12 protein-coding genes are annotated in these 20,626 nt (G+C 69.1%); 11 read left to right on the forward strand and 1 reads right to left on the reverse strand.

Translation table 11 applies throughout. The features are described 5' to 3' along the window. Nucleotides 1–69: 69 nt before the first annotated feature. Nucleotides 70–1,083, reverse strand: coding sequence for a beta-ketoacyl-ACP synthase III (locus tag ACZ5WE_RS32995; RefSeq protein WP_467694111.1), 1,014 nt, complete (start codon nucleotides 1,081–1,083; stop codon nucleotides 70–72). Nucleotides 1,084–1,589: 506 nt separating this feature from the next. Here ACZ5WE_RS32995 and ACZ5WE_RS33000 point away from each other — a divergent pair. From ACZ5WE_RS33000 to ACZ5WE_RS33050, 11 genes are read left to right on the forward strand one after another with little or no spacing between them, the layout of a single operon-like run. After that, the gene (locus tag ACZ5WE_RS33000) at nucleotides 1,590–2,597 is read left to right on the forward strand and encodes a hypothetical protein (RefSeq protein WP_467694113.1); all 1,008 of its coding nucleotides are present in this window, start codon (nucleotides 1,590–1,592) and stop codon (nucleotides 2,595–2,597) included. Then, complete coding sequence (locus ACZ5WE_RS33005) at nucleotides 2,594–3,667, forward strand: SDR family NAD(P)-dependent oxidoreductase (protein WP_467694115.1); 1,074 nt, start codon at nucleotides 2,594–2,596, stop codon at nucleotides 3,665–3,667. The genes ACZ5WE_RS33000 and ACZ5WE_RS33005 overlap by 4 nt, the downstream gene beginning before the upstream one ends. Continuing rightward, nucleotides 3,660–5,453: a fatty acyl-AMP ligase gene (locus tag ACZ5WE_RS33010; RefSeq protein WP_467694117.1), complete on the forward strand. Its 1,794-nt coding sequence runs from the start codon at nucleotides 3,660–3,662 to the stop codon at nucleotides 5,451–5,453. Before ACZ5WE_RS33005 ends, ACZ5WE_RS33010 begins: the two co-directional genes overlap by 8 nt. Further along, the gene (locus tag ACZ5WE_RS33015) at nucleotides 5,450–5,734 is read left to right on the forward strand and encodes an acyl carrier protein (RefSeq protein WP_467694118.1); all 285 of its coding nucleotides are present in this window, start codon (nucleotides 5,450–5,452) and stop codon (nucleotides 5,732–5,734) included. The genes ACZ5WE_RS33010 and ACZ5WE_RS33015 overlap by 4 nt, the downstream gene beginning before the upstream one ends. Beyond that, a complete protein-coding gene (locus ACZ5WE_RS33020; RefSeq protein WP_467694120.1) occupies nucleotides 5,727–9,647 on the forward strand; it encodes a type I polyketide synthase in 3,921 nt (1,306 codons plus the stop codon). The genes ACZ5WE_RS33015 and ACZ5WE_RS33020 overlap by 8 nt, the downstream gene beginning before the upstream one ends. A gap of 16 nt (nucleotides 9,648–9,663) precedes the next feature. Further along, on the forward strand, nucleotides 9,664–12,846 hold the full coding sequence (locus ACZ5WE_RS33025) for a type I polyketide synthase (RefSeq protein ID WP_467694122.1): 3,183 nt from the start codon (nucleotides 9,664–9,666) through the stop codon (nucleotides 12,844–12,846). A gap of 7 nt (nucleotides 12,847–12,853) precedes the next feature. Beyond that, on the forward strand, nucleotides 12,854–15,544 hold the full coding sequence (locus ACZ5WE_RS33030) for an aminotransferase class III-fold pyridoxal phosphate-dependent enzyme (RefSeq protein WP_467694124.1): 2,691 nt from the start codon (nucleotides 12,854–12,856) through the stop codon (nucleotides 15,542–15,544). Beyond that, nucleotides 15,537–16,136, forward strand: a complete 600-nt coding sequence (locus tag ACZ5WE_RS33035; protein ID WP_467694125.1) for an SRPBCC family protein — start codon at nucleotides 15,537–15,539, stop codon at nucleotides 16,134–16,136. Before ACZ5WE_RS33030 ends, ACZ5WE_RS33035 begins: the two co-directional genes overlap by 8 nt. A 9-nt stretch (nucleotides 16,137–16,145) precedes the next feature. Further along, on the forward strand, nucleotides 16,146–17,987 hold the full coding sequence (locus ACZ5WE_RS33040; protein ID WP_467694127.1) for an NAD(P)/FAD-dependent oxidoreductase: 1,842 nt from the start codon (nucleotides 16,146–16,148) through the stop codon (nucleotides 17,985–17,987). Continuing rightward, complete coding sequence (locus tag ACZ5WE_RS33045) at nucleotides 17,984–19,117, forward strand: fatty acid desaturase family protein (protein ID WP_467694128.1); 1,134 nt, start codon at nucleotides 17,984–17,986, stop codon at nucleotides 19,115–19,117. The genes ACZ5WE_RS33040 and ACZ5WE_RS33045 overlap by 4 nt, the downstream gene beginning before the upstream one ends. Next, nucleotides 19,114–20,505 carry a cytochrome P450 gene (locus ACZ5WE_RS33050; protein WP_467694129.1) on the forward strand — a complete coding sequence of 464 codons (1,392 nt, stop codon included), beginning with the start codon at nucleotides 19,114–19,116 and terminating at the stop codon, nucleotides 20,503–20,505. Before ACZ5WE_RS33045 ends, ACZ5WE_RS33050 begins: the two co-directional genes overlap by 4 nt. The last annotated feature ends 121 nt before the right edge of the window (nucleotides 20,506–20,626 follow it).

A 20,626-nucleotide genomic window follows, 5' to 3' on the forward strand; every position in this document is an offset into this window, starting at 1 on the left:
GGTGCTCAGCGGGCCGCAGCGCATGAGGCGATCCGCGCCGTGCGAGGAGGAGGAAGCGTGGTTGGCCGCTCAGGTGCGTTCCGGGACGAGGTCCGGCCAGGTCAGGGCGGCGGCGCCCCAGGTGGCGCCGCCGCCGAAGGCGGCCAGCAGTGCGCGGTGTCCGGGCCTGAGCAGTCCGCTCGCTGCGGCGTCGGCGAGCGCCAGCGGAATGGAGGCGGCGGCGGTGTTGCCGACGTGTGCGAGGTTGATGGCGCACCGCTCCATGGGGATGCCGAGCTTGTCCGCGACTGCTTGCAGGATGCGGTAGTTGGCCTGGTGCGCGACAAAGGCGTCCACCTCCGATGCGGACCAGCCGGCCTGGTGGCGTACCTCCGTCGCAGCTCCCACCATCCGGGCCACCGCATGACGAAAGACGGTCTTGCCCTGCATGGTGAAGTAGCGCCCGGGGTCGGGGTTCGAGTGCTCCAGAGGGCCGGCCGGGAGACGCGAACCGCCTGCCGGGACGGTGATCAGTTCACGCAAGGAGCCGTCACTGCCCAGGGAGGAGGGCCCCAGAGCGCCAGGCTCGTCGGGCTCTCCGGCACGTAGGACGACGGCACCCGCGCCGTCGCCGAAAATCGGGCGGGTGGTGCGGTCGTTCGGAGCCAGGATGGTCGAGAAGGCGTCGGCGCCGATGAGCAGAACGCGGTTGGCTGTACCGGCCGCGATGAACCCCCTGGCAGCGGCCAGTCCGTAGAGGAAGCCGCTGCAGACGGCTGACAGGTCCCAGGCGGCGACATCGATGAGGCCCAGCCGGTGCGCCACGGCGGGTGCGGTGGCCGGGCACGGGTGGTCGGGCGTGGTCGTTGCCAGGATGACCAGATCCACCGGCTCGCCGCCCGCGGACTTCAGGGCACGCCTGCCGGCCTCGACTGCGAGGTCTCCCGTAGACATGCCCGGATCGACGATGTGGCGCTGGCGGATGCCTGTTCTGGTGCGGATCCACTCATCGTCTGTTTCCAGCTGCTCGGACAGGTCGTCATTGGTCACCACCTTCGGGGGTAACCATGTGCCTATCCCGCAGAGTACGGCGGATTTCTTCACGATCACTTCCTTTCTGAGTGTCCAATCCGGTGATGTAAGTGGAATACCTCATTCCCGTGCGGCCTGCTTTGAGTGATGGAACCTAACACGCCACATCCGCTATTTCAAAGGGTTCCCAGCTCGTTTGCCAATTGTCTGGAAACGGTTTTCATGCCACCCGCCAGATGAAAATGAATTCTGTATCTCAAAGCTAAAAGTGCAGGTGAGAAGGTGCAAGTGGTCGAAATGTCGGGACCTGCCGATAAACATGGTTGATTTCCACCGGCGTGGACGGTTGAATCCGAGATCGATCGGCCCGTGAGAGATGGAAAAAGTTCAGCCAACTCCTCAAGCCGACTTTCGCTTATTCCGGGCTTCCGGTCGTCGAGGGGGAGGAAGACCTTGTGCTGTCAGTAATTCCTGTGCGTGGTCACCAGATGGTGGACCGTTTCGTTTCCTTTGCGGCGGACCTTTACAGGGGAGATGACCGGTGGGTCCCACCGCTTTCCTCCGACGTGCAACGGTTCATGGATCCTGATACCAACCCGTACTTCTCCGAGGCGGAGATCGAGCACTTCCTGGCCATCGACTCGAGCGGCCGGACCGTGGGGCGCATCTCCACGACGATCGACCCCGCCTACGTGGAACGTTTTGGCAAGACCGGCTTCTTCGGCTGGTTCGAGACCGTCGACGACCCCCAGGTCGCCTCCGCACTGCTGACCGCCGCCGAAGAGTGGCTGGGCAACCGCGGCATGGAGCACATCGCAGGCCCCTACTCCTACTGCGCCACGCAGGAGTTCGGACTTCTCGTAGCCGGGTTCGACAACCAGCCCGCGGTGTTCCAGCCGCACAACCCCCCGCACTATGCCGAACTCCTCTCCCAGGCCGGCTACCAGCGCGACTTCCACACCGACACCTTCAGCTGGCGGGCTGACCACGACGCTGACGCCATGGCCCGCCTGGCACGCCGCGGAGAGGCAGTGTCCGAGCGGCTCGGTCTCCGCATCCGCGATCTGGACCCCGAGCGCTGGGAGAGCGAGATCGATCTCGTCCAGGAGCTGCTGGCCGCCTCGTTCGCCGACAACCACGACATGGTCGCCATCAGCAAGCCGGTCCTGCGATTTCAGCTCGGCGAGCTGCGCGAGCTCCTTGACCCCCGGCTCACCCGGTTCGTGGAGTACCAGGGGCAGACCATCGCCTTCAGCATGCTGGCCGCCGACGGCAACGAGCTGCTGAAAGTAGCCAACGGTGAAGCCACCGACGCCTTCATGGAGCGCTATCCAGAGCTCAAGGCCAACATTCGGGGCACCGTCGTCCTGATGATCGGCGTACGGCCCGAACACGAGGGCCTCGGAGTCGGGCGCGTCCTGGTCGGCGAGATCGCCAAGGTGGCCCTGGGGCAGATCGGCTCCTACCGCGACGTACACACCACCTGGATCCACGAGCACAACTGGCAGAGCCGCTCCTACATGGCGCAGACCGGCACCGACCCCGTCCGCACCTATGCCGTCTACGGAAAGGACCTGGTCCTGTGACCCGAGTGATGATCACCGGAGCATCCGGGAGCCTTGGCTCCGCCTTCGCGCGCCACCTCATCGACGACGGAGCAGACGTCGTCGTCCTCCTCCAGCCGGGCGAGGGCCCCGGCGGCCTGGAACACCACCTGCACCGTTGCCAGGTCCGGCGCGGCGACGTCACCGATCCGGCCTCACTCGAGGAAGCGCTGCAAGGCATCGACGAGGTCTACCACTTCGCCGGCATCGCCGTGACCCTCAACAAGCTGCACCCCCTCATGGAACAGGTCAACGTGCAGGGCTGCGCCAACCTCATCAAGGCGGCACGGGCCGCGGAGGTGCGCCGCATCGTGCACGCCTCCTCGATCTCCGCGATCGGCTACCCGGCCATCGGTGAACTCGCCGACGAGGACTTCGACATCTCCCGGTCCGCCTGCAGCAACAGCTACATGATCACGAAACGGGCCGGGGAGCGCGAACTGCTCCGCGGCTGGCGGGCCGACGGCCCCGAAGTGGTGATCGTCAACCTCAGCGCATGTATCGCTCCCTACAGCGACCGGCGCTACGGCTGGGCGATGCTGGTGGAGGCCGCACGCCAGGGGAAGCTGACGGCCTACCCGCTGGGAGGGGCCGCGTTCACCTCTGTCGAGGACATGAACCAGGGCCTGCGAGCAGCCATGCAGCGGGGAAAGCCGGGACGCCGCTACATCATCTCCTCGGTCAACCTCACCTACCGCGAACTGTTCACACAGGTGGCCCGCGTCATCGGATGCCCGCCGCCCAAGCGCGCGATCCCCAACTTCGCCGTGACGGCAGCCGGCCGGGTCGGTGCGTTGGTCGCCGCCTTCCGCAAGGACCCGCTCAAATCCCCCTTCCTGGTCCCCGAGAACGCCCAGCTCACCGTCAACCAACTCTTCTACGACACGAGCCGCGCGCAGCGCGAACTCGGCTTCCGCCCCACGCCCTTGGACGACTCCATCGCGGCGGTCGACCGCTGGCTCACGGAGATCGCTGTGGACGGAATGATCGATGCCCTCGGGGACGAGGGGAGGCCTGATGCCACCCGTCATACACCGGCCCCCCGTGTCTGACCGCCAGACCCTGGCCCACGCCCTGGCGGCGCACGCCGAGAGGCGCGGCGACACCGCGGCCATCTCCTACACGACGCCGCAGAGCGGCGAACAGTCCCTGACCTACGCGCAGTTGTGCGGCTACGCCGCCTCCCTGGGGGCGGCCCTGGCAGACCTCCCGTCGCGGACACACAACCGGCCCTTCGTCCTGATCGCCCTGCCCAACGGCCTGGACTACGTGGCCTCCTTCTTCGCCTGCGCCTTTGCTGATGCTGTGGCCGTCACCTTCCACCCGCCGACGCTGTCGACGGCGCGGGCCGGCCGGGCCTACGACCATCGGCTCGAACAGATCCTCCGGGACTGCGAGCCCTCGGCGATCATCGCGGAACCGGACCTGCACGCGAGGCTCCGTGAGGTGAGCCGGGCAGCGGGGCTGAACCCCGTGGTGCTGGATCCGCAGGCAGCCGACCGCTCGAGGACGGGGCCGGGTTTCCCCGGACCGCAGTCACGGCCGGAGCACCTTGCGCTGCTGCAGTACACCTCGGGCTCGACGTCGAACCCGAAGGGGGTGATGGTCTCGCACGCCAACCTCGTGCACAACGTCACGCACATGAGCGCCAACCTGGGAACGGGGCCGGGACAGGCGGCGGCAGGATGGCTGCCCCTCTTCCACGACATGGGACTCATCGGCATGGTCTGCCACCCGCTGTGGGCAGGGATGAGCCTGCACATGGCGACCCCCGCGGGTTTCCTGCGCAACCCGCTGCGGTGGCTGCAGACCCTCAGCCGCACCCGGGCCACTTTCACGATCGCACCCGACTTCGGATACGCGACGGCCGTACAGAAGATCACTGAAGAACGCCGCGAGGGCCTGGACCTGTCGGCCCTGCGCCATGCACTCAACGGAGCCGAACCGGTACGCCCGCGCACCATCGAGCAGTTCGCCAAGGCCTACGCCCCCTACGGCTTCGACCCGCACGCCATGATGCCCGCCTACGGGCTCGCTGAGGCCACCTTGGTGGTGAGCTGCCTGGGCCAGAAGGCGGCCCCAGCTCTGTCCGAGGTCTCCGCGGACGCCCTGGGCGGGCAGCAGCGGGTGGCAGCAGGCGAAGGAACACGGAACACCGTCCTGGTCGGATGCGGCCAGGCCCTCGCCAGGGACACCGAGATCGCGATGGTCGATCCCGTTACCCGGGTCCGCAAGCAGCAGGGCGAGGTCGGCGAGATCTGGGTACACGGGCCCAGCGTGGCGGGCGGCTACTGGGGCCGCCCGAAGGAGTCGGACCACACCTTTCGCGCACGGCTGGCGCGGTCCGCCCACCAGGACAGCGAGCGGACCTACCTGCGCACAGGAGATCTAGGTGTCTGGCACGACCACCAAGTCTGTGTGGTGGGCCGCATCAAGGACGTCATCGTCCACCGGGGCACCAATCACTATCCCCACGACATCGAGGGCACCGTCGAGGACAGCCACCCTCTGGCCGCGCGCGCCGCGGCGCTGAGCGTGCCGCAGGGCCACGGCGGCCCCGAGGCGGGGCAGACCGAACAGGTCGTGCTGGTCTGCGAACTGACCGACTACGGCGATCACGTCGACTACGACGCTGTCATAGCCGCGGCGCGTAACTCCGTGCTGGAGGAGCACGGCATCCCGGTGGCCGCGGTCGGCCTGCTGCGCGCCGGAGCGGTACCCCGGACCACCAGCGGAAAGGTCCGGCGCCAGGAGGCCGTCCGGCGGTGGAGCGCGGACGAGCTGAGGCCCGTCGCTCTGTGGCGCCGGGGGCCCATATCTGAGGGAGGACAGCGGTGAACACCGAATCTGTGGTGAACGGGAACGAGCTCGAGATCGCGGCCATGCTGGAGGACGCGATATCCGCGGACCTTGAACTTCCCGATGGGCAACGCGTCGACTGGCACATGACGTTCGTCGAACTCGGGCTCGACTCGGCTGCGGTGGTGGCCGTTTCGGGTGCTGCCGGCGAGCGGCTGGGGCTCGAAGTGCCGCCGGAATGGCTCTTCGACCACCCGACCATCCACGACCTCGCACAGTTCCTTGGCCGCAAGACCTTGCGGGAGGACGACCGTGGCTGACACGGCCCCCGAAGCCGCCCACATCGCGGTCGTCGGGCTCGGCTGCCGGGTCCCCGGCGCGGACAGCCCGACAGCTCTGTGGCAGCTGCTGCTCGAGGGACGCGACGAGATCACCCCAGTGCCCGAGGATCGCACCCAGTTCACCGCCGCCGTACGGGCGGCCGGCGAGCACCTCGCCGGCGCCCAGTGGGGCGGATTCCTCGAAGACATCGGCCGATGGGACCCGGCGTTCTTCGGGATCTCCCCGGCCGAGGCAGCCGTGATGGATCCACAGCAGGCACTCGCCCTCGAAGTGTCCTGGCGTGCCCTGGAGAACGCGGGCGTGGTCCCCGGCGACCTGGCAGGAAGCCGTACCGGAGTCTTCTTCGGCCAGGCCACGCACGACCACGCCATACTTCTGGGAGCTCAGCCTCAGGCGGCCGCAGCCGGACCGTTCACGAACCCCGGACTCGCCCACGCGATCACCGCGAACCGCCTGTCCTATCTGTGGGACCTGCGAGGCCCCTCACTGACGGTGGACACCGCCTGTTCCTCCTCGCTCGTCGCCGTGCACCTGGCGGCCCAGAGCCTGCTCTCAGGCGAGTGCGACCTGGCGCTGGCCGGGGGAGTGAACGCGTTGCTCTCGCCGGTGGCGCAACTGGGCGCGGCCGCTCTGACCGCCCTTGCTCCCGACGGCCGCTGCCGCACCTTCGACGCGGCAGGCAAGGGATACGTACGATCCGAGGGCGCCGGGGCCGTCGTCCTGCGACGCCTGGACGACGCGCTCGCAGACGGCGACCACATCCACGCCGTCATCCGCGCGACCGCCGTCAACCAAGACGGCCGCACCAACGGCCTGACAGCCCCGAGCGGACGCGCCCAGACCGAGCTGATCGTCGATGCCCTGCAGCGCGCGGGCGTCACCTCCGCCGACCAGCTCGGATTCGTGGAGCTGCACGGGACGGGAACTCCGCTGGGGGACCCCATCGAGGCGCGCGCCCTGGCCACGGCCCTGGCCGGCGCGCTCGGCGAGGACCGGCCCCAGCTGGCCGTCGGCTCGATCAAGGCGAACATCGGGCACCTGGAGGCAGCCGCAGGGATCCTCGGTCTGATCAAGACCGCCCTGATCCTCAGCAAGGGCGTCATCCCGCGCAACCCGCACTTCACCGACGTCAACCCGCGCATCGATCTGGACGCATTCCGTCTGCGCGTCCCTGCAACGGAGCTGCCCTGGCCGGATCAGGCGCACTGCGCGGCTGTGAGCTCCTTCGGTTTCGGAGGCACCAACGCCTCCGCCATAATCGCCCGCACGCCAGACCGTTCCCCCGTACGGCATGGTGTGCGGGCGGCCTTCGGGCCTGCCCTGTTGCCGCTGTCCGCGCGCAACGAAGATGCGCTGGTCGCCCTGGCGGGCTCGTGGGCCGAGCACGTACGGACAGCCGACAGCTGGGCTGAGATCCACGAGGCCGCCCGTGCCGCAGCGGTCCACCGCACCCACTTCACGTGGCGTGCCGGGCTGGTCGCAGCCGACCAGGAAGAACTCCTCGGGCAGCTGGAGAAGGTGGCTGCGCGGGGCCGGCCGATCTCACCGACCGCCCAGATTCCCCTCGCGCGACTGGGCTTCGTGTACTCCGGCCACGGCTCGCAGTGGGACGGCATGGGCAGGGAGCTCCTGCGCACAAGCCCGGCGTTCGCACGCCGTGTTGAGGACATCGACGCGGCGTTCGCCCCCCTGCTGGGATGGAGCCCGCTGCGGGCGCTGCAGGGTGAGGAGAGCGCGGACCTCGACGACATCTCCGTCGCCCAACCACTGATCATGACCGTCCAGCTGGCACTCACCGCCGGCCTCGCCGAGCTGGGAATCCGGCCCGACGCAGTGGTCGGCCACAGCATGGGGGAGGTGAGCGCGGCCGTCGCCGGCGGGAAGCTCGACCTCGCGACGGCCTGCCGGGTCCTTCGGGCCCGCAACGACGCGGTGGAGGCCGCACGGGGCAGGGGCGGCATGGCCGTGGTCGAGGCGGGTGCGGACGAGGCGAGGGCCATCCTGCTGAGCGTGGGCAGCCCCGTGACCGTTGCCGCTGACAACAGCCCCCGCACCTGTGTGCTCTCGGGAGCAGGCGCCGACCTGGCCGACGCCATGGCGGAGTTCGAACGTCTGGGGCGCGACGCACGGCTGGTCAAGGTGGACTATCCCTCGCACGGCCCACTGATGCATGGCCCCGCCGAACAACTCGTCGACACGCTGGGCCACATTGAGCAACCCAGACAGCAACCCACACAGCAACGCGCCGAATCGATCGACTTCTACTCCTCCGTCCAAGGCGCACGCTTCGAGGGCCGGCTGGACACCGCCTACTGGAAGGAGAACCTGACCAGCCCGGTCCGGGCCCAGGAGGCCGTCGTCGCCATGGCCGACCACGGCATCACCCATCTCCTGGAGATCAGCCCTCACCCGGTGCTGCTCGTCGCGCTGCGTGAAAGCCTTGAGAGCCGCAGCCGGCCCGTCGCCGCCCTCGCAACGGCCTACCGGGATCGGCCGATGCCCTACGGCCTGTATGACGTGGCTGCCGAGTTGTACGAGCACGGCCGACGACCAGCCGCAGTGGCCGATGACGTCACCCGTGACTGGGCACCCCGGTTGCCGGGGCATCCTTTCCAGCGGCAGCAGGCCCACCAGCCCCCCGATAACGCCGCCGCCTCCAAGGCCGTTCCGGGAGTCCTGACGGAGGTGGCGCTGCAGCCGGGCACCTTCATCGCCGACCTGACGCTGCCCAGCACCCGCGAGGAGCACCACGTCGCCGGACGGCCCGCCCTCTCGGCCGCGGAGCTGGTCGCACTGGCTGCCTGGGCGGCAGACCGGGCGGGCGTCGGCGAGGTGTGCCGGATACGGGATGTGGACATGCGCCGACGGCTCCCGGCCGACCCCGGGGTACCCCTCCAACTCGCCTTGCTGAGCGGGGGCGACACCGCCCACCCGTCCTCAGCGCTGGTGTCGTTCCTCTTCCACGAATCCGGCCGGTGGATCACCGGCGCCACGTGCACTGTCGCGGCCGGCACCGTACCCGACCCCTTCCCCACCCGATCAGCGATGGCCCAAGTCGAGGTGACCGTGCCCGCACAGCTGCCCACCGGCCGCCCCGCGCAAGGCCCCAGCCTCCTGGAGCCCTCGCTGCCGGCGCTGGCCGATGCGCTCTTCGACTCCGACGAGGACCTTCCGCCACTGGACGAGTTCACCGTCGCACGCATCGGAGCCGTCCACGTCACCCCGCGCCTGTGGTCCGCGGACCGCGGCACCGCCTATGGCTGGCTGCACGAGGCAGACGACCAGATCAGCATCGATCTGGCCCTGGTGGACACCGCCGGAGAACTTCTGGCCCAGATACAAGGCGTCGCGCTGCGGCACCTGTCGGAACTCGCCGGCCCCGCGGGCAGCGCGGCCGGCCAGGCCTCGATGCCCCAGGAGAGCGCTTCGTCCACCACGTCCGGCACGCAGGGGCTGTTGGGCCAGGCGGTCAGCGGAGAGGAGCGCCGCACGCGACTCACTGAATGGCTGCGCGCCACGCTCGGCAGCATCTTGCCCGGCGGATTGCCCGGCACAGACCCCGACCAGCTGCTCTTCGCGGAGCTGGGACTGGAATCCCTGATGGGCGTAGAACTGCGCAACCGGCTCGAGAAGGAGCTGGGACTGCGCCTGTCTGTGGCACTCGTGTGGTCCCACCCCACGATCAGCCGACTCTCGGCGGAACTTGCCGACGTGCTCGAACGCCGCGATGCCTCTTCGACAGCGGAAGCGGAAGCGGAAGCGGAAGCGCAAGCGGCAGTGGCAGCGGCAGGCAGCAGCCGGCCGACGGACAGGACGAAGCCAGAGCCCTCCGCGGACCACGCATCCGATGCGCTCAACCAGCTGCTGGCCGAGCTCGACAGCACGTCCTGAGAGAAGGGGGGCCGCCATGACCGGAAATTCGACCGACCAGACACTGCTCCGCGCCGCCGAAACCATCCGATCCCTGCGCGGGCGCATCACGGAACTGCAGGACCAGCAGCGACGCATGGCCGAGCCCATCGCCATTGTTGCCGCAACCTGCCGTCTGCCGGGTGGAGCCAACAGCCCGGAAGAGTACTGGGAGTTGGTGGAATCGGGCCGTGACGCGGTGCGCCCGCTCACCGGCGACCGCTGGCGCGGCATCGACTTCAGCGCACTGGACGACCCGGCCTTCGCTCGGCTCGCCCAGCACGCCGGGCAGATCGACGAGGTCGACGGCTTCGACGCCGGCTTCTTCGGAATCGGCGACGCCGAAGCCGACCTGATGGACCCACAGCAGCGCGTCCTGCTGGAGATCGCCTGGGAAGCCACCGAACGAGCAGGCTGGACACCTGCTGAACTCAGGCGAACGCCGACGGGGGTCTTCATCGGCGTCGGCCACCAGGACTACATGCTCGCTTCGCTCGCGGCCAGGCCCGATGTCGGCAGCCGGCTCTCCACGGGCAGCGGCGCACGGAGTCTGCTGGCCAACCGCGTGAGCTACGAGTACGGGCTCCAGGGCCCCAGCATGGCGGTGGACACGGCCTGCTCCTCCTCGCTGGTCGCCATCCATCTCGCCTGCCAGAGCCTGCGGGCGGGTGACTGCGGCCGGGCCCTGGCCGGGGGCGTCAACCTCATCCTGTCTCCGCTGTCCACGACCATGACGGGCCGCGCGCTGCCGCTGGCCCCGGACGGCCGCACCAAGGCGCTGGCCGCCGACGCGGATGGCATGGTCCGCGGCGAGGGCGCCGGTCTCGTGGCACTCAAGCGGCTGTCCGACGCGCTCGCCGACGGTGATCCGATCGAAGCCGTCATCCTCGCGGACGGCACGAACCAGGACGGCAGGACCAACGGCCTGACCGCGCCCTCTCCGCTGGCCCAGGAGGCGCTGCTGCGCCGCACCTTGCAGGCGTCGGCAAAGAGCGCGCAGGACATCACGTTCGTCGAGATGCACGGCACCGGCACGCCCCTGGGAGACCCGATCGAGTACGAGGCGATCCGCGCCGTGTACGGAGCGGGAGGTGACCAAGCACCCACCTGCTGGCTGGGTTCGGTCAAGGCCAACCTCGGTCACCTGGAGTCCGCAGCGGGGGTCGCCTCACTGATCAAGGTCGTCGGCGCGGTCCGTCACGGTCGCATACCGCAGCAGATCAACCTGGGCGAGATCAGCCCGTTCATCGAGCTGGAGGGCGAGCGCTTCGCGATACCGCGCCGTCTGGAACCGTGGACCTCCGAGGAAGCCCGCTACGCGTCCGTCAGTTCCTTCGGCTTCGGTGGCACCAACGCGCATCTGATCATCGCCCACCCTGACGCCGTGCCCGCGGTGCGCGATCACGCCGACGCCCCGGAAGGGCCCTTGGCAGCGGACGATGACGCCCCCGTCCTGATTCCCCTCTCCGCGCGAACCGGGCCCGCTCTTTCGGCGCAGCTGGAGCGATTCGCCACGCACCTGGAGGGCATGGAAGCGACGGAGATCCGGGAGGCCGCCACAGCGGCGTCCCGGCGCCGAGGACCTCATTCCCGGCGCGCGGCTGTCTGTGCGGCCCGCCCCGAACTGCTTCCTGACGCGTTGCGGCGTGCGGCAAGCAGCCCGGCCACCCTCGCCGCTCTCCCCGCCACGCGGCAGAAGCTGGCGTTCGTCTACTCCGGGCAGTCGGCGCAATGGCCGCGTATGGGCATCGCACTCGCCGCGCACGACCCCCTCGTCCGGGAGGAGTTGACGGCGTGGGACGAGGCTGTCACGCGGGCCGGCGGGCCCTCGCTCCTGTCGACCCTGGCCGGCCCTGACTCCGAACGGGCCCTGGCCGATACCCGATTCGCGCAACTCGCCATCGCCGCACTGCAGGCGGCCCTCACCGAACGCCTGCGTGGCTGGGGCCTGGTTCCGGAGGCCGTGTGCGGACACAGCGTCGGCGAGGTCTCCGCTGCCGTCGCCGCGGGGGCCCTCTCCCGCGAGCAGGCGGTACAGGTGTTGCTCGCCCGGGGCGAGGCCCTGCACCAGCACGCCGCCGGAGGCGCGATGCTGGCCGTCCGGGCACCCGCCGACGAGGTTGCCGTGGCACTGGCCCAAGCGCAGTCCGCGCCGTCCGCCCCGGGAGCAGGCGTCGGCATCGCCGCCGTCAACGGCCCCCAGGGCACGGTCCTTTCCGGTCCGGCCCAGGCGTTGGAGGAACTGCGTGAGCACTTCTCGCAGTGGCGTGTCACCCGTCTGGCAACCGACTACGCCTTCCACAGTCCCGGGCTCGGCCCCGTCGCGGAGCAGCTGCTGACAGACCTGAAGGACGTGCGGCCGGTAGCCTCGCGCACCCCTGTGTACTCCTCGGTCACCGGTGCGCTCCTGCCCGGGGAACACCTGCGGGCCAAGCACTGGGCGGACAACGCCGCCCGTCCGGTCCTGTTCAGCAACGCTGTGGACGCGATGCTGGCGGACAGAGTCAGCGCCTTCGTCGAGCTGGGACCCCACCCGGCGCTGCTGCCGCATCTGCAGAAAGCCCTCGACCAGAACGGGGCGGGGGGCGTCGCCGTGGCCACGCTGCGCAAGAACCAGGACGAACGGCTCGGGCTGTGGGCAGCCGTCGGCCAGCTGTGGTCCGCCGGGTGCGCGGTGGACTGGAGCGCGCTGCACCCGGGGCCGGCACGCATGGTCGCGCTGCCGACCTACCCCTGGCAGCGCAAGAAGCACTGGGTCAAGCACGTGGGCCCCAGCACCGACACGGCAGCCGCCTCGACAAACGTCGCGGACCCACCGGTGGGCGCAGGCCTGGAGGAGAGCGCCGTACTGGAGCGGCTCATCACGCACTTGGCCGACTTCATGCAGGCAGATTCCCAAGCCCTGGACCCGGACCGTTCGGCCAGAGACCTGGACATCGACTCCGTGTCCATCGTCGAGCTGAAGAACCGGTTGGAGAACGACCTCGGGACATCAATCCCGATCACCGTGCTCATGGAGGGCGCGACCCTGCGGGACATCGCTCGCACCCTCACAGCAGCCGGAAACCAGCGCGGGCCGACCTCTGAAGAAGCCCGCCGCGCCCTCGAGAACCTCGATGACCTGTCCGAGGAGGAAGTCGATCGACTCCTCGCGGCACTCGACTCCGAAGACGGACGGTGACACCAACGTGGCTTCCACACCCTTGACCAGCACGGCCGAAGAGAAGAGGGCCGCGCTTCGCGCCCGGCTGAGCGGCGTCGTCGACCGTGGCGAGACCGCGGAACGATACCGCCGGCACTCCAACCCCTATGTCGCCCGCATGCTCGACGGTCTCGGCATGGACGTCCACTATGTGCGCGGCGCCGGCACTCGGCTCTACGACGCCGACGGCAACTCCTACCTCGACTTCGCCGGCGCCTACGGGGCACTGCCCTTTGGCCACAACCCTCCGGAGATCTGGGAGGCGATCAGCGACCTCCAGCAGTCGGCCGAGCCGAGCCTCACGCTGCCCTCCCTCCTTGATGCCTCCGCGCTGCTGGCCGAGCGTCTCGCCCAGGCCGCCCCGGGGCACCTCAACCAGGTCTGGCAGTGCAACAGCGGTGCCGAGGCAGTCGAAGCGTCGCTGAAGCTGGCCAGGGCAGCCACCGGCCGCACCCTGGTGATCTCCACACGCAACTCCTTCCACGGCAAGACCCTGGGCGCGCTGTCCGCCACCGGCAGGCCGCGCTACCAGACACCGTTCGGAGCCCCCTCTCCCGGGTTCATGCACCTTCCCTTCGGTGACGCCGACGCCCTGAAGAAGGCCTTTGACGAACACGGCGAGGAGACAGCCGCGTTCATCGTCGAAGCCCTGCAGGGGGAGGGCGGCATCGTCCCCGCACCGGACGGATACCTCGCCACAGCACGCGAGTTGTGCACCCGGTTCGGGGCCAAACTCATCATCGACGAGGTCCAGACGGGCCTTGGCCGCACGGGACGCCTGTTCGCCTGCGAACACACCGCAGTGGTGCCCGACATCATGCCCCTGGCCAAGGCCCTGGGCGGCGGGATGGTCCCCATCGGCGCGGTGCTCTTCGGCGAGGACTCGCTCACCGAGGACTTCGGCCTGCGCCACACCTCGACCTTCGGGGGGAACGCGTTCTGCTCCCGTGTCGGCGTGCGCGCCGTGGAGCTGCTGACCGCCGACGACCAGGCACTCGTACGACAGGTCGACGAGCGCGGCGCCTATCTGCTGGACGGCCTCAGGCGGGTCGCAGCCCAGCATCCCGACCTCGTCGCGGACGTACGCGGCCAGGGCCTCCTGCTGGGCGTGCAACTGTCCGACGACCCCGACATCCATCTCAGCCAGGGTCTCTTCCGCTCCCTCGCCGACCAGGAAGGCCTGGCCGGATTCCTCTGCGGCTACCTGCTGCGCAATGAGGGAATCCGCCTGGCCCCCGCCTACTTCGCCAACAGCGTGCTGCGCGTAGAGCCGCCGCTGACCGTCACCGAGGAGGAATGCGACACGCTGCTGGCGGCCCTCGACCGGGGGCTCGGCGTCATCGAGCAGGGTGACAGCCGGCGCTTCTTCGCCCACCTGCTCCCCAAGACAGGCCCGCGGGACGCGAACGAAGCGCGGGAGCAGGCGGTTGCCCAACTGCCGGCGCGTCCCGCGGTGCCTGACCAGCCACTGCGCCCCCGCACAGGGGAACCGCGCTGGGCGTTCATCGCCCACCCCACCGACATGGCCAGCTACGAGAGCTACGACAGCCGCCTTGGTCTGCCCGGAGAACAGGTACGCGTCCTGTTCGACCGGATGAACCAGTGCCGCAACGTCGACACGGCCGCGGCCATGCTGGTGGGCAGGTGCCGCGTGCAGACCGACACCGGCGAGAGTTCCTACGGTGAGATCTACGCCCTGCCCTACGGAGCGCAGCGCCTGCTGGACATGCCCACGGCCAAGGCCACGGCGCTGGTCCAGGAGGCCGTGGACGACGCCGTGGCGCGCGGCGCCCAACTCGTCGGGCTCGGCGCCTACACGTCCGTCGTCACCGCCAACGCCACGGCTCTCAAAGACGTCAAGGTCCCGGTGACGACCGGCAACGCGTACACCGTCGCCGCCGCCGTGGACGGACTGGAGCAAGCCGCCGTCCAGCAGGGCATCCGCCTCGACGCGGCCTGCTGCGTGGTTCTCGGCGGTGCCGGCTCGATCGGCCTGGCCTCCAGCCTGCTGCTGGCCGAGAAGGTCGGCAGTCTGGTCCTGGTCGGCAATCCGGCCAACCGGCGCCGCAGCCAGGAGCGTCTGACCGCAGCCGCGCTGGCGGTCGTGGCGCACCTGGCGGAACTCGGCGGCAACCCCTCTGCCGGCTCTCTGGCGTGGGCCGTCCGCAACCGCGCAGCCGAGGGTGTGGACTACGCCCGCATCGCCGCCGAACTGGCCAAGGAGGGCCTGCTCACCTGGTCGCTGGACGCTGAGGCGGTGCAGCCCGGCGGTGACCTGATCCTTGCGGCGACCTCCACACCCGACCAGCTCATCAAGCCCGAACTCGTCCGGCGGGGTGCCGCCGTCTGCGATGTGTCGCAGCCTCCCAACGTGGGCCCGCAGCTGAAGAAGGCCCGCCCCGATCTCAAGGTGGTCGCAGGCGGCCTGGTCGAGATGCCCGGGCGCCAGGACCTCGGTGTGGACTTCGGCGTGCCCAGCGGCGTCACGTACGCCTGCACCGCGGAGACCATGATCCTCGCGCACCGGCTGCACGACCCGGTCGTCAGCCACGGGGAGAAGCTCTCCGTCGAGCTCGTACGTGTGTTGCGCGACGAAGCCCAGCGCCTGGGATACCGGCTCCACTTGCCAGACGAGCACGCCGACCAGCAGCCCACGGGAGACCTTGGCCATGAGTGACACGATGAGCAGCGACACGGCCCCGACGGGGAGCGGCCACCGGCCCCCGCCCTCGGTCCTTGCCTACTTCCCCGACCTCGAAGGCAAGCCTGCCGAACTCTGGCAGCGGGTCCACCGGTCGACCTTCCTCCCGGGAGCCGACCGACTCCAGGTCTGGACGGCCGCCACGCGCCTGGACGGCATCAACGCCGAACTGGCCCCCCTGATGCGGATGACCGTCCCTCGCGCCATGCGCGGCGACCGTCCCTCCCTGGCCGATGTGCCGCTGGCTGAACCGCTCGGGCGCTCCTGGATCCTGCTCGGCCGCCTTCTTCCCTACGACTACGACGACGTGACCATCGCCGAACGGGAGGAAGGGCGCCGGTTCCTGGAGGTGTCCAGGATGTCGTCCGCCCACGCCTGGATCCACGAACGCACCGTCGACGACAGGCCGGGCGGGGCCGTGCTCACCGACCGGCTCACCTACCTCCTCAAGCCCCATCTGCGTCCGATCACCCCCCTGTACCGCCGGACGGTCGAGCAGCTCTTCGCGCACCGCCATCGCCGGGTCGCCCGGCGCTTCGCCCGCCTCGCCCCCCGCCCCGCCGACTAAGGAGAACCGGTGCCCGAACCGATAGAGACAGCGGCAGTGGCCAAGGCCGAGAAGACCGGGCCCGCCCCGGCCGAAGATCAGGTCACGAGCCCGAACCGGATACGTGCCGACGTCTGCGTCATGGGCTTTGGCGTGGTCGGCCTGATCAATGCCATCGCACTGGCCAAGCGAGGCCTGACCGTCGTCATCATTGATCAGCCGACCGAGAAGCAACTCGCCAGCTACAAGGTCGGCGAGTCCCTGCTGGTGTATTCCAACGCCTTCCTGCGCGCCATCGGTGAACTCGACGAGTCGTTGGAGGAGTCCTTCGGGAAGGAGGGCTTTTGGATGGCCCACGGCCTCGAGGGCCGCACGAGCTTCGACGAGTCGGTGTCCGAGTGGGGGTTCGAGAGCGATCTGCCTGCGCACTGGATCGAGAAGATCGAGGATCCGCTCTTCCACCGCACCATGTTCAAGGACTCGCAGATCGTCCGCCCGGAGATCGAAGCGGTGCTCCGCGAGCGGGCCAGGAACTTCGAAGGGCTGACCTTCCTCGACAGCGGCCTGGTCCGCGACATCGACCTCGGCGACGACGACCATGTCCTGCGCTGGAGTTCGCGGAACAAGAAGGAGAACGGGGAGATATCTGCCCGCTGGATGGTCGACTGCACCGGCCGCACCCGGGTGCTCGCCAAACGCTTCGACCACGAACTGCACCTCGACGACGGCTTCGCCACCACCGCCGCGTGGGCGCAGTTCTCCAACTGCTCGGACGAGAACTTCGACGAGCGCTGGAATTTCTCCTTCCCCGACGGGGGCGAGGCGCACCGGGACCGCAACACCCTCCACCTCTGGGGTGACGGCTACTGGATCTGGCTGATCCGCCTCAACGGCGACCGCATCAGCGTCGGCGTGACCTACAGCCAGGGCCGCCCGCCCGAGGACGGCAACGCCCGGGACGTCTTCTGGAAGATCCTGCGCCGCTACCCCCTGCTTGACTGGCTGACCGAGGACAACGTCCTGGAGTTCAGCGCCTACCGGGACGTCCAGCGCATGACCGACACGTTCATCTCGCCCAAGCGCTACGCCATGGCCGGCGACGCCTCCTCGATCATCGACGCCTTCTACAGCCAGGGCATCAGCCTGTCGATGTCCACCTCCTGGCACATCGCCAACATCGCCCAGCGCGATGTCCGCCAGGGCCGGCTCGATCTCGACTACCTGGATCACGTGAACCGCGCCGTCACCGCGGACTGGCGGATCATGCGTTCGATGGTCCAGTCGAAGTACGGGCCGGCCATCGCCGACAGCCGCTTCTTCATCCTCGACCACCTCCTGGACTACATGGTCTTCGGTGCTGCCCTCCTGGGCCGTTTCCGGGTCTCGCGGTGGCTGACCGAGACCGGTGGCCGCACCGACGAGGAGACGGTCGAGCACGCCCAGCTGCGGGCCGGACTGGAGCGCCGGCTGTTCCTGTCCCAGTCCGCCCCCTGGCACCACCTCGACCCGCACCGCGTGGCAGGGCTGGTCGAGAAATGGCACCGGAGCCTGGAAAACCGGGCCCTGTGGCGCCTGGAGAACGACATCAAACTGCCGCCGACCAAGGCCGGCCTGCGTGCCCACGCCGCGCTTCCCGGCATCTGGCGACTGCCGTACGTGCACAGGCTCTCCCGCGCGGACCTGACCCTGTCGGCCATCAAGGAACCGGAGTTCATGAAGGTGACGGGCAACGAGCACCGGCCCGTGCTGATGGCGGGATCCGGTCCGATGCTCGTCACGATGACCACGCTGGGCACCGTCCTCGACATCGCCGACACGAAGGTGCGCAAGGCGCGTATCGCGCTGCGCCGGTTCCGCGGCAGGAGGGCATGATGACGGTCGCCGACGGAGCCGAACGGCGGGCCATCCCCTGGGAGCCGGAACTCGAACGCGCGATGAGCCGCTTCTCGGTGAAGGAGGCCCACGACCTCCTGCACGGCCTGTTCCGCCCCAGGATGGGGATCTACTGGACGGATTTCCTCCTCTCCGTGACGGTCGGGGCTGTCGCCTTCTGGGCGGTGGAGCCTCTCGGCGGTTTCAGCGTGCTCGGCGTGCTCGTCTTCCTGGTCTCGGTGTTCGCGGTGTTCCGCTGCTTCGCGTTCATCCACGAGATCGCGCACTTCCGCAAGAAGCAGGCCTTCGGCCCCTTCCGTCTGGGCTGGAACGCACTGTTCGGCATCCCGATGATGATCCCGATCTTCATGTACGAGTGCCATGGAGAGCACCACAACCGGAAGCTGTACGGCACGCCGCAGGATGCCGAGTACCTGCCGCTCGCCAGGATGGCGCCGTCGAACATCGTGGGACTGCTGATCACTCCGCTCGTCCTTCCCCTCTTCGGCCCCTACCGCTTTGGGATCGTGACGCCGGTCTCCTGGTTCGTGCCCAAGGTGCGGGAGTACCTGTACCGGAACCTGTCCGCACTGAAGATCGACTTTGACTACCGTGGACGGCAGCCCACCGCGGAGGAGAAGTGGAGTTGGCGGATCCAGGAGTTCCTCTGCCTGGCGTGGATCGCGGGCGCGGCTGTGCTGCTGTCCACAGGAGCGGTGCCCATCGGCCGCCTCGTCCAGTGGTACGCCCTGTTCGTCGCGGTCGCGTTCGTCAACTCGGTGCGTCTGCTGGCCGCTCACCGGTACGTCGGTGACGAGGACGAGATGAGCATCGTCGAGCAGATGATGGACACGGTGAACCACCCGCGGGCCAGGGTGCTCGGCGAGCTGTGGGCGCCGGTCGGACTCAGGCTGCATGCGTTGCACCACCTGATGCCCGGGCTGCCGTACCACAACTACCCCGAAGCGCACGCCCGGCTGATGGCCGGCCTGCCCGAGGACTCCGCCTACCGCCTCACCGAGAGCCCCGGCCTGGTCTCCTCCCTGCGGCGGTTGTGGAGCGTGTGCCGCTCACACCAGCGGGCCGGCACACTGCTCGACCGCACCAGGCCGGAAGGAGCAGGAGCTTGAGTACCACCGCATACCGCGAGTCGGAGGGGCTGGCCGCTGAGGCGGAACCCTTGCCGGAGGCCCGAGGCGGACGGTTGCTCGGCCACGCGCGCGAGCTCCAGGAGGACACCATCGCTGCTCTGCACGAGATTGCGGAGGGATCCGCCGGCGTAGTGCGCTTCCGGATCGGACGGAGCCCGGCCGTCGTCGTCTCCTCCGCGGCGACGGCCAGAGAGGTCCTGATCGACCGTGCGGCCGACTTCGGCCGCGGCCGACGCCAGACCCGTGCGCTCACACCGCTGATGGGCAAGGGGCTGTTGACCAGCGAAGGCGAACTCCACAGCCGGCAGCGCCGGTTGGTGGTGCCGCACTTCTCGCCACGCCGGATACCCCAGCACGCGGACGCCATCGTCGCTGTGGCCGAAAGCACGGTGAAGCGCTGGGGGAGTGGCGCTGACGTCGACCTCGTCGCCGAGATGAACGCCCTCACGATGGATATCGTCACCAGGCTGCTGTTCAGCGCCTCCACCCGGGAGAACCAGTCGATCGCCCGGGCCATCACGGAGGCGTTCGAGTGGGAGATGCATGCCATCACCAGCGCGGTCGCCCTTCCGATCTGGATACCCACGCCGCGCAACATGCGGGCCAGGCGGAACATCGACATCTTCCGGGGGTGGATCGCGGGCTTCATCCGGCAACGGCGGTCGGCCAATGCGGCGCAGAGCCCGGACGAACTGCCGCAGGACTTCCTGTCCGACCTGATGGGCGCGCGATATGAGGATGGCGGCATCATGACCGAGGAGCTGCTCCTCGATGAAGTGCTGACCGCTTGGGGCGCCGCACAGGAGACATCGGCGGACGCTCAGGCGTGGACGCTGTATCTGCTGGCACGCCATCCAGAGATCCTTGAGCGAGTCCGCGCGGAAGTGGACCGTGTGCTGGCAACGCGGTCGGTGCGCTACGAGGACCTGGCGCAACTCCCGTACTGTCTGCAGGTGTTCAAGGAGGCGATGAGGCTGTACCCGCCCGCTGCGGTGATACCGCGCCAGGCGATCCGGGACACCGTGATCGGCGGCTACCGGGTGCCGGCGGGGACGATGGTGTTCGTCAACGCCTTCAGCCTGCACCGGCGCCGGGAAGTCTTCCCCGACCCTGAACGCTTCGACCCCGACCGCTTCACCCGGGAGGCGGAGAAGGCGCTGCCCAAGGGTGCCTACCTGCCCTTCGGTACGGGCAGCAATGTGTGCCCCGGAAGCCATCTGGCCATGATGGAAGGTCACTTGCTGACGGTGCTGCTCAATCAGCGCCTGGACATCGAACTTCTCCCGCAGGGCTCCGAGGTGAAGCCCGAACTGCTGGTGAACCTGCGCCCCAGCCCCGGAGTCAGGGCCCGGGTCAGCCCTCGGTGAGGGCATGGTGGGGGGGGGGGGGGGGGGGGGGGGGGGGGGAGGGCGACAAACAGAATGGCAAAGGGGGGGGGGAGGGGGCTACCAACAGGGAACGGCTCCATACAAAGAAGCACCTCGGGTG

Source organism: Streptomyces sp. NPDC033180, assembly GCF_055577645.1.

Excerpts from the sequence above, each read along its gene's own strand:
- ACZ5WE_RS33025 (WP_467694122.1), top strand. The coding sequence starts at position 9,664 with ATGACCGGAAATTCGACCGACCAGACACTGCTCCGCGCCGCCGAAACC.
- ACZ5WE_RS33000 (WP_467694113.1), top strand. The coding sequence starts at position 1,590 with ATGGATCCTGATACCAACCCGTACTTCTCCGAGGCGGAGATCGAGCAC.
- ACZ5WE_RS33035 (WP_467694125.1), top strand. The coding sequence starts at position 15,537 with ATGAGTGACACGATGAGCAGCGACACGGCCCCGACGGGGAGCGGCCAC.
- ACZ5WE_RS33045 (WP_467694128.1), top strand. The coding sequence starts at position 17,984 with ATGATGACGGTCGCCGACGGAGCCGAACGGCGGGCCATCCCCTGGGAG.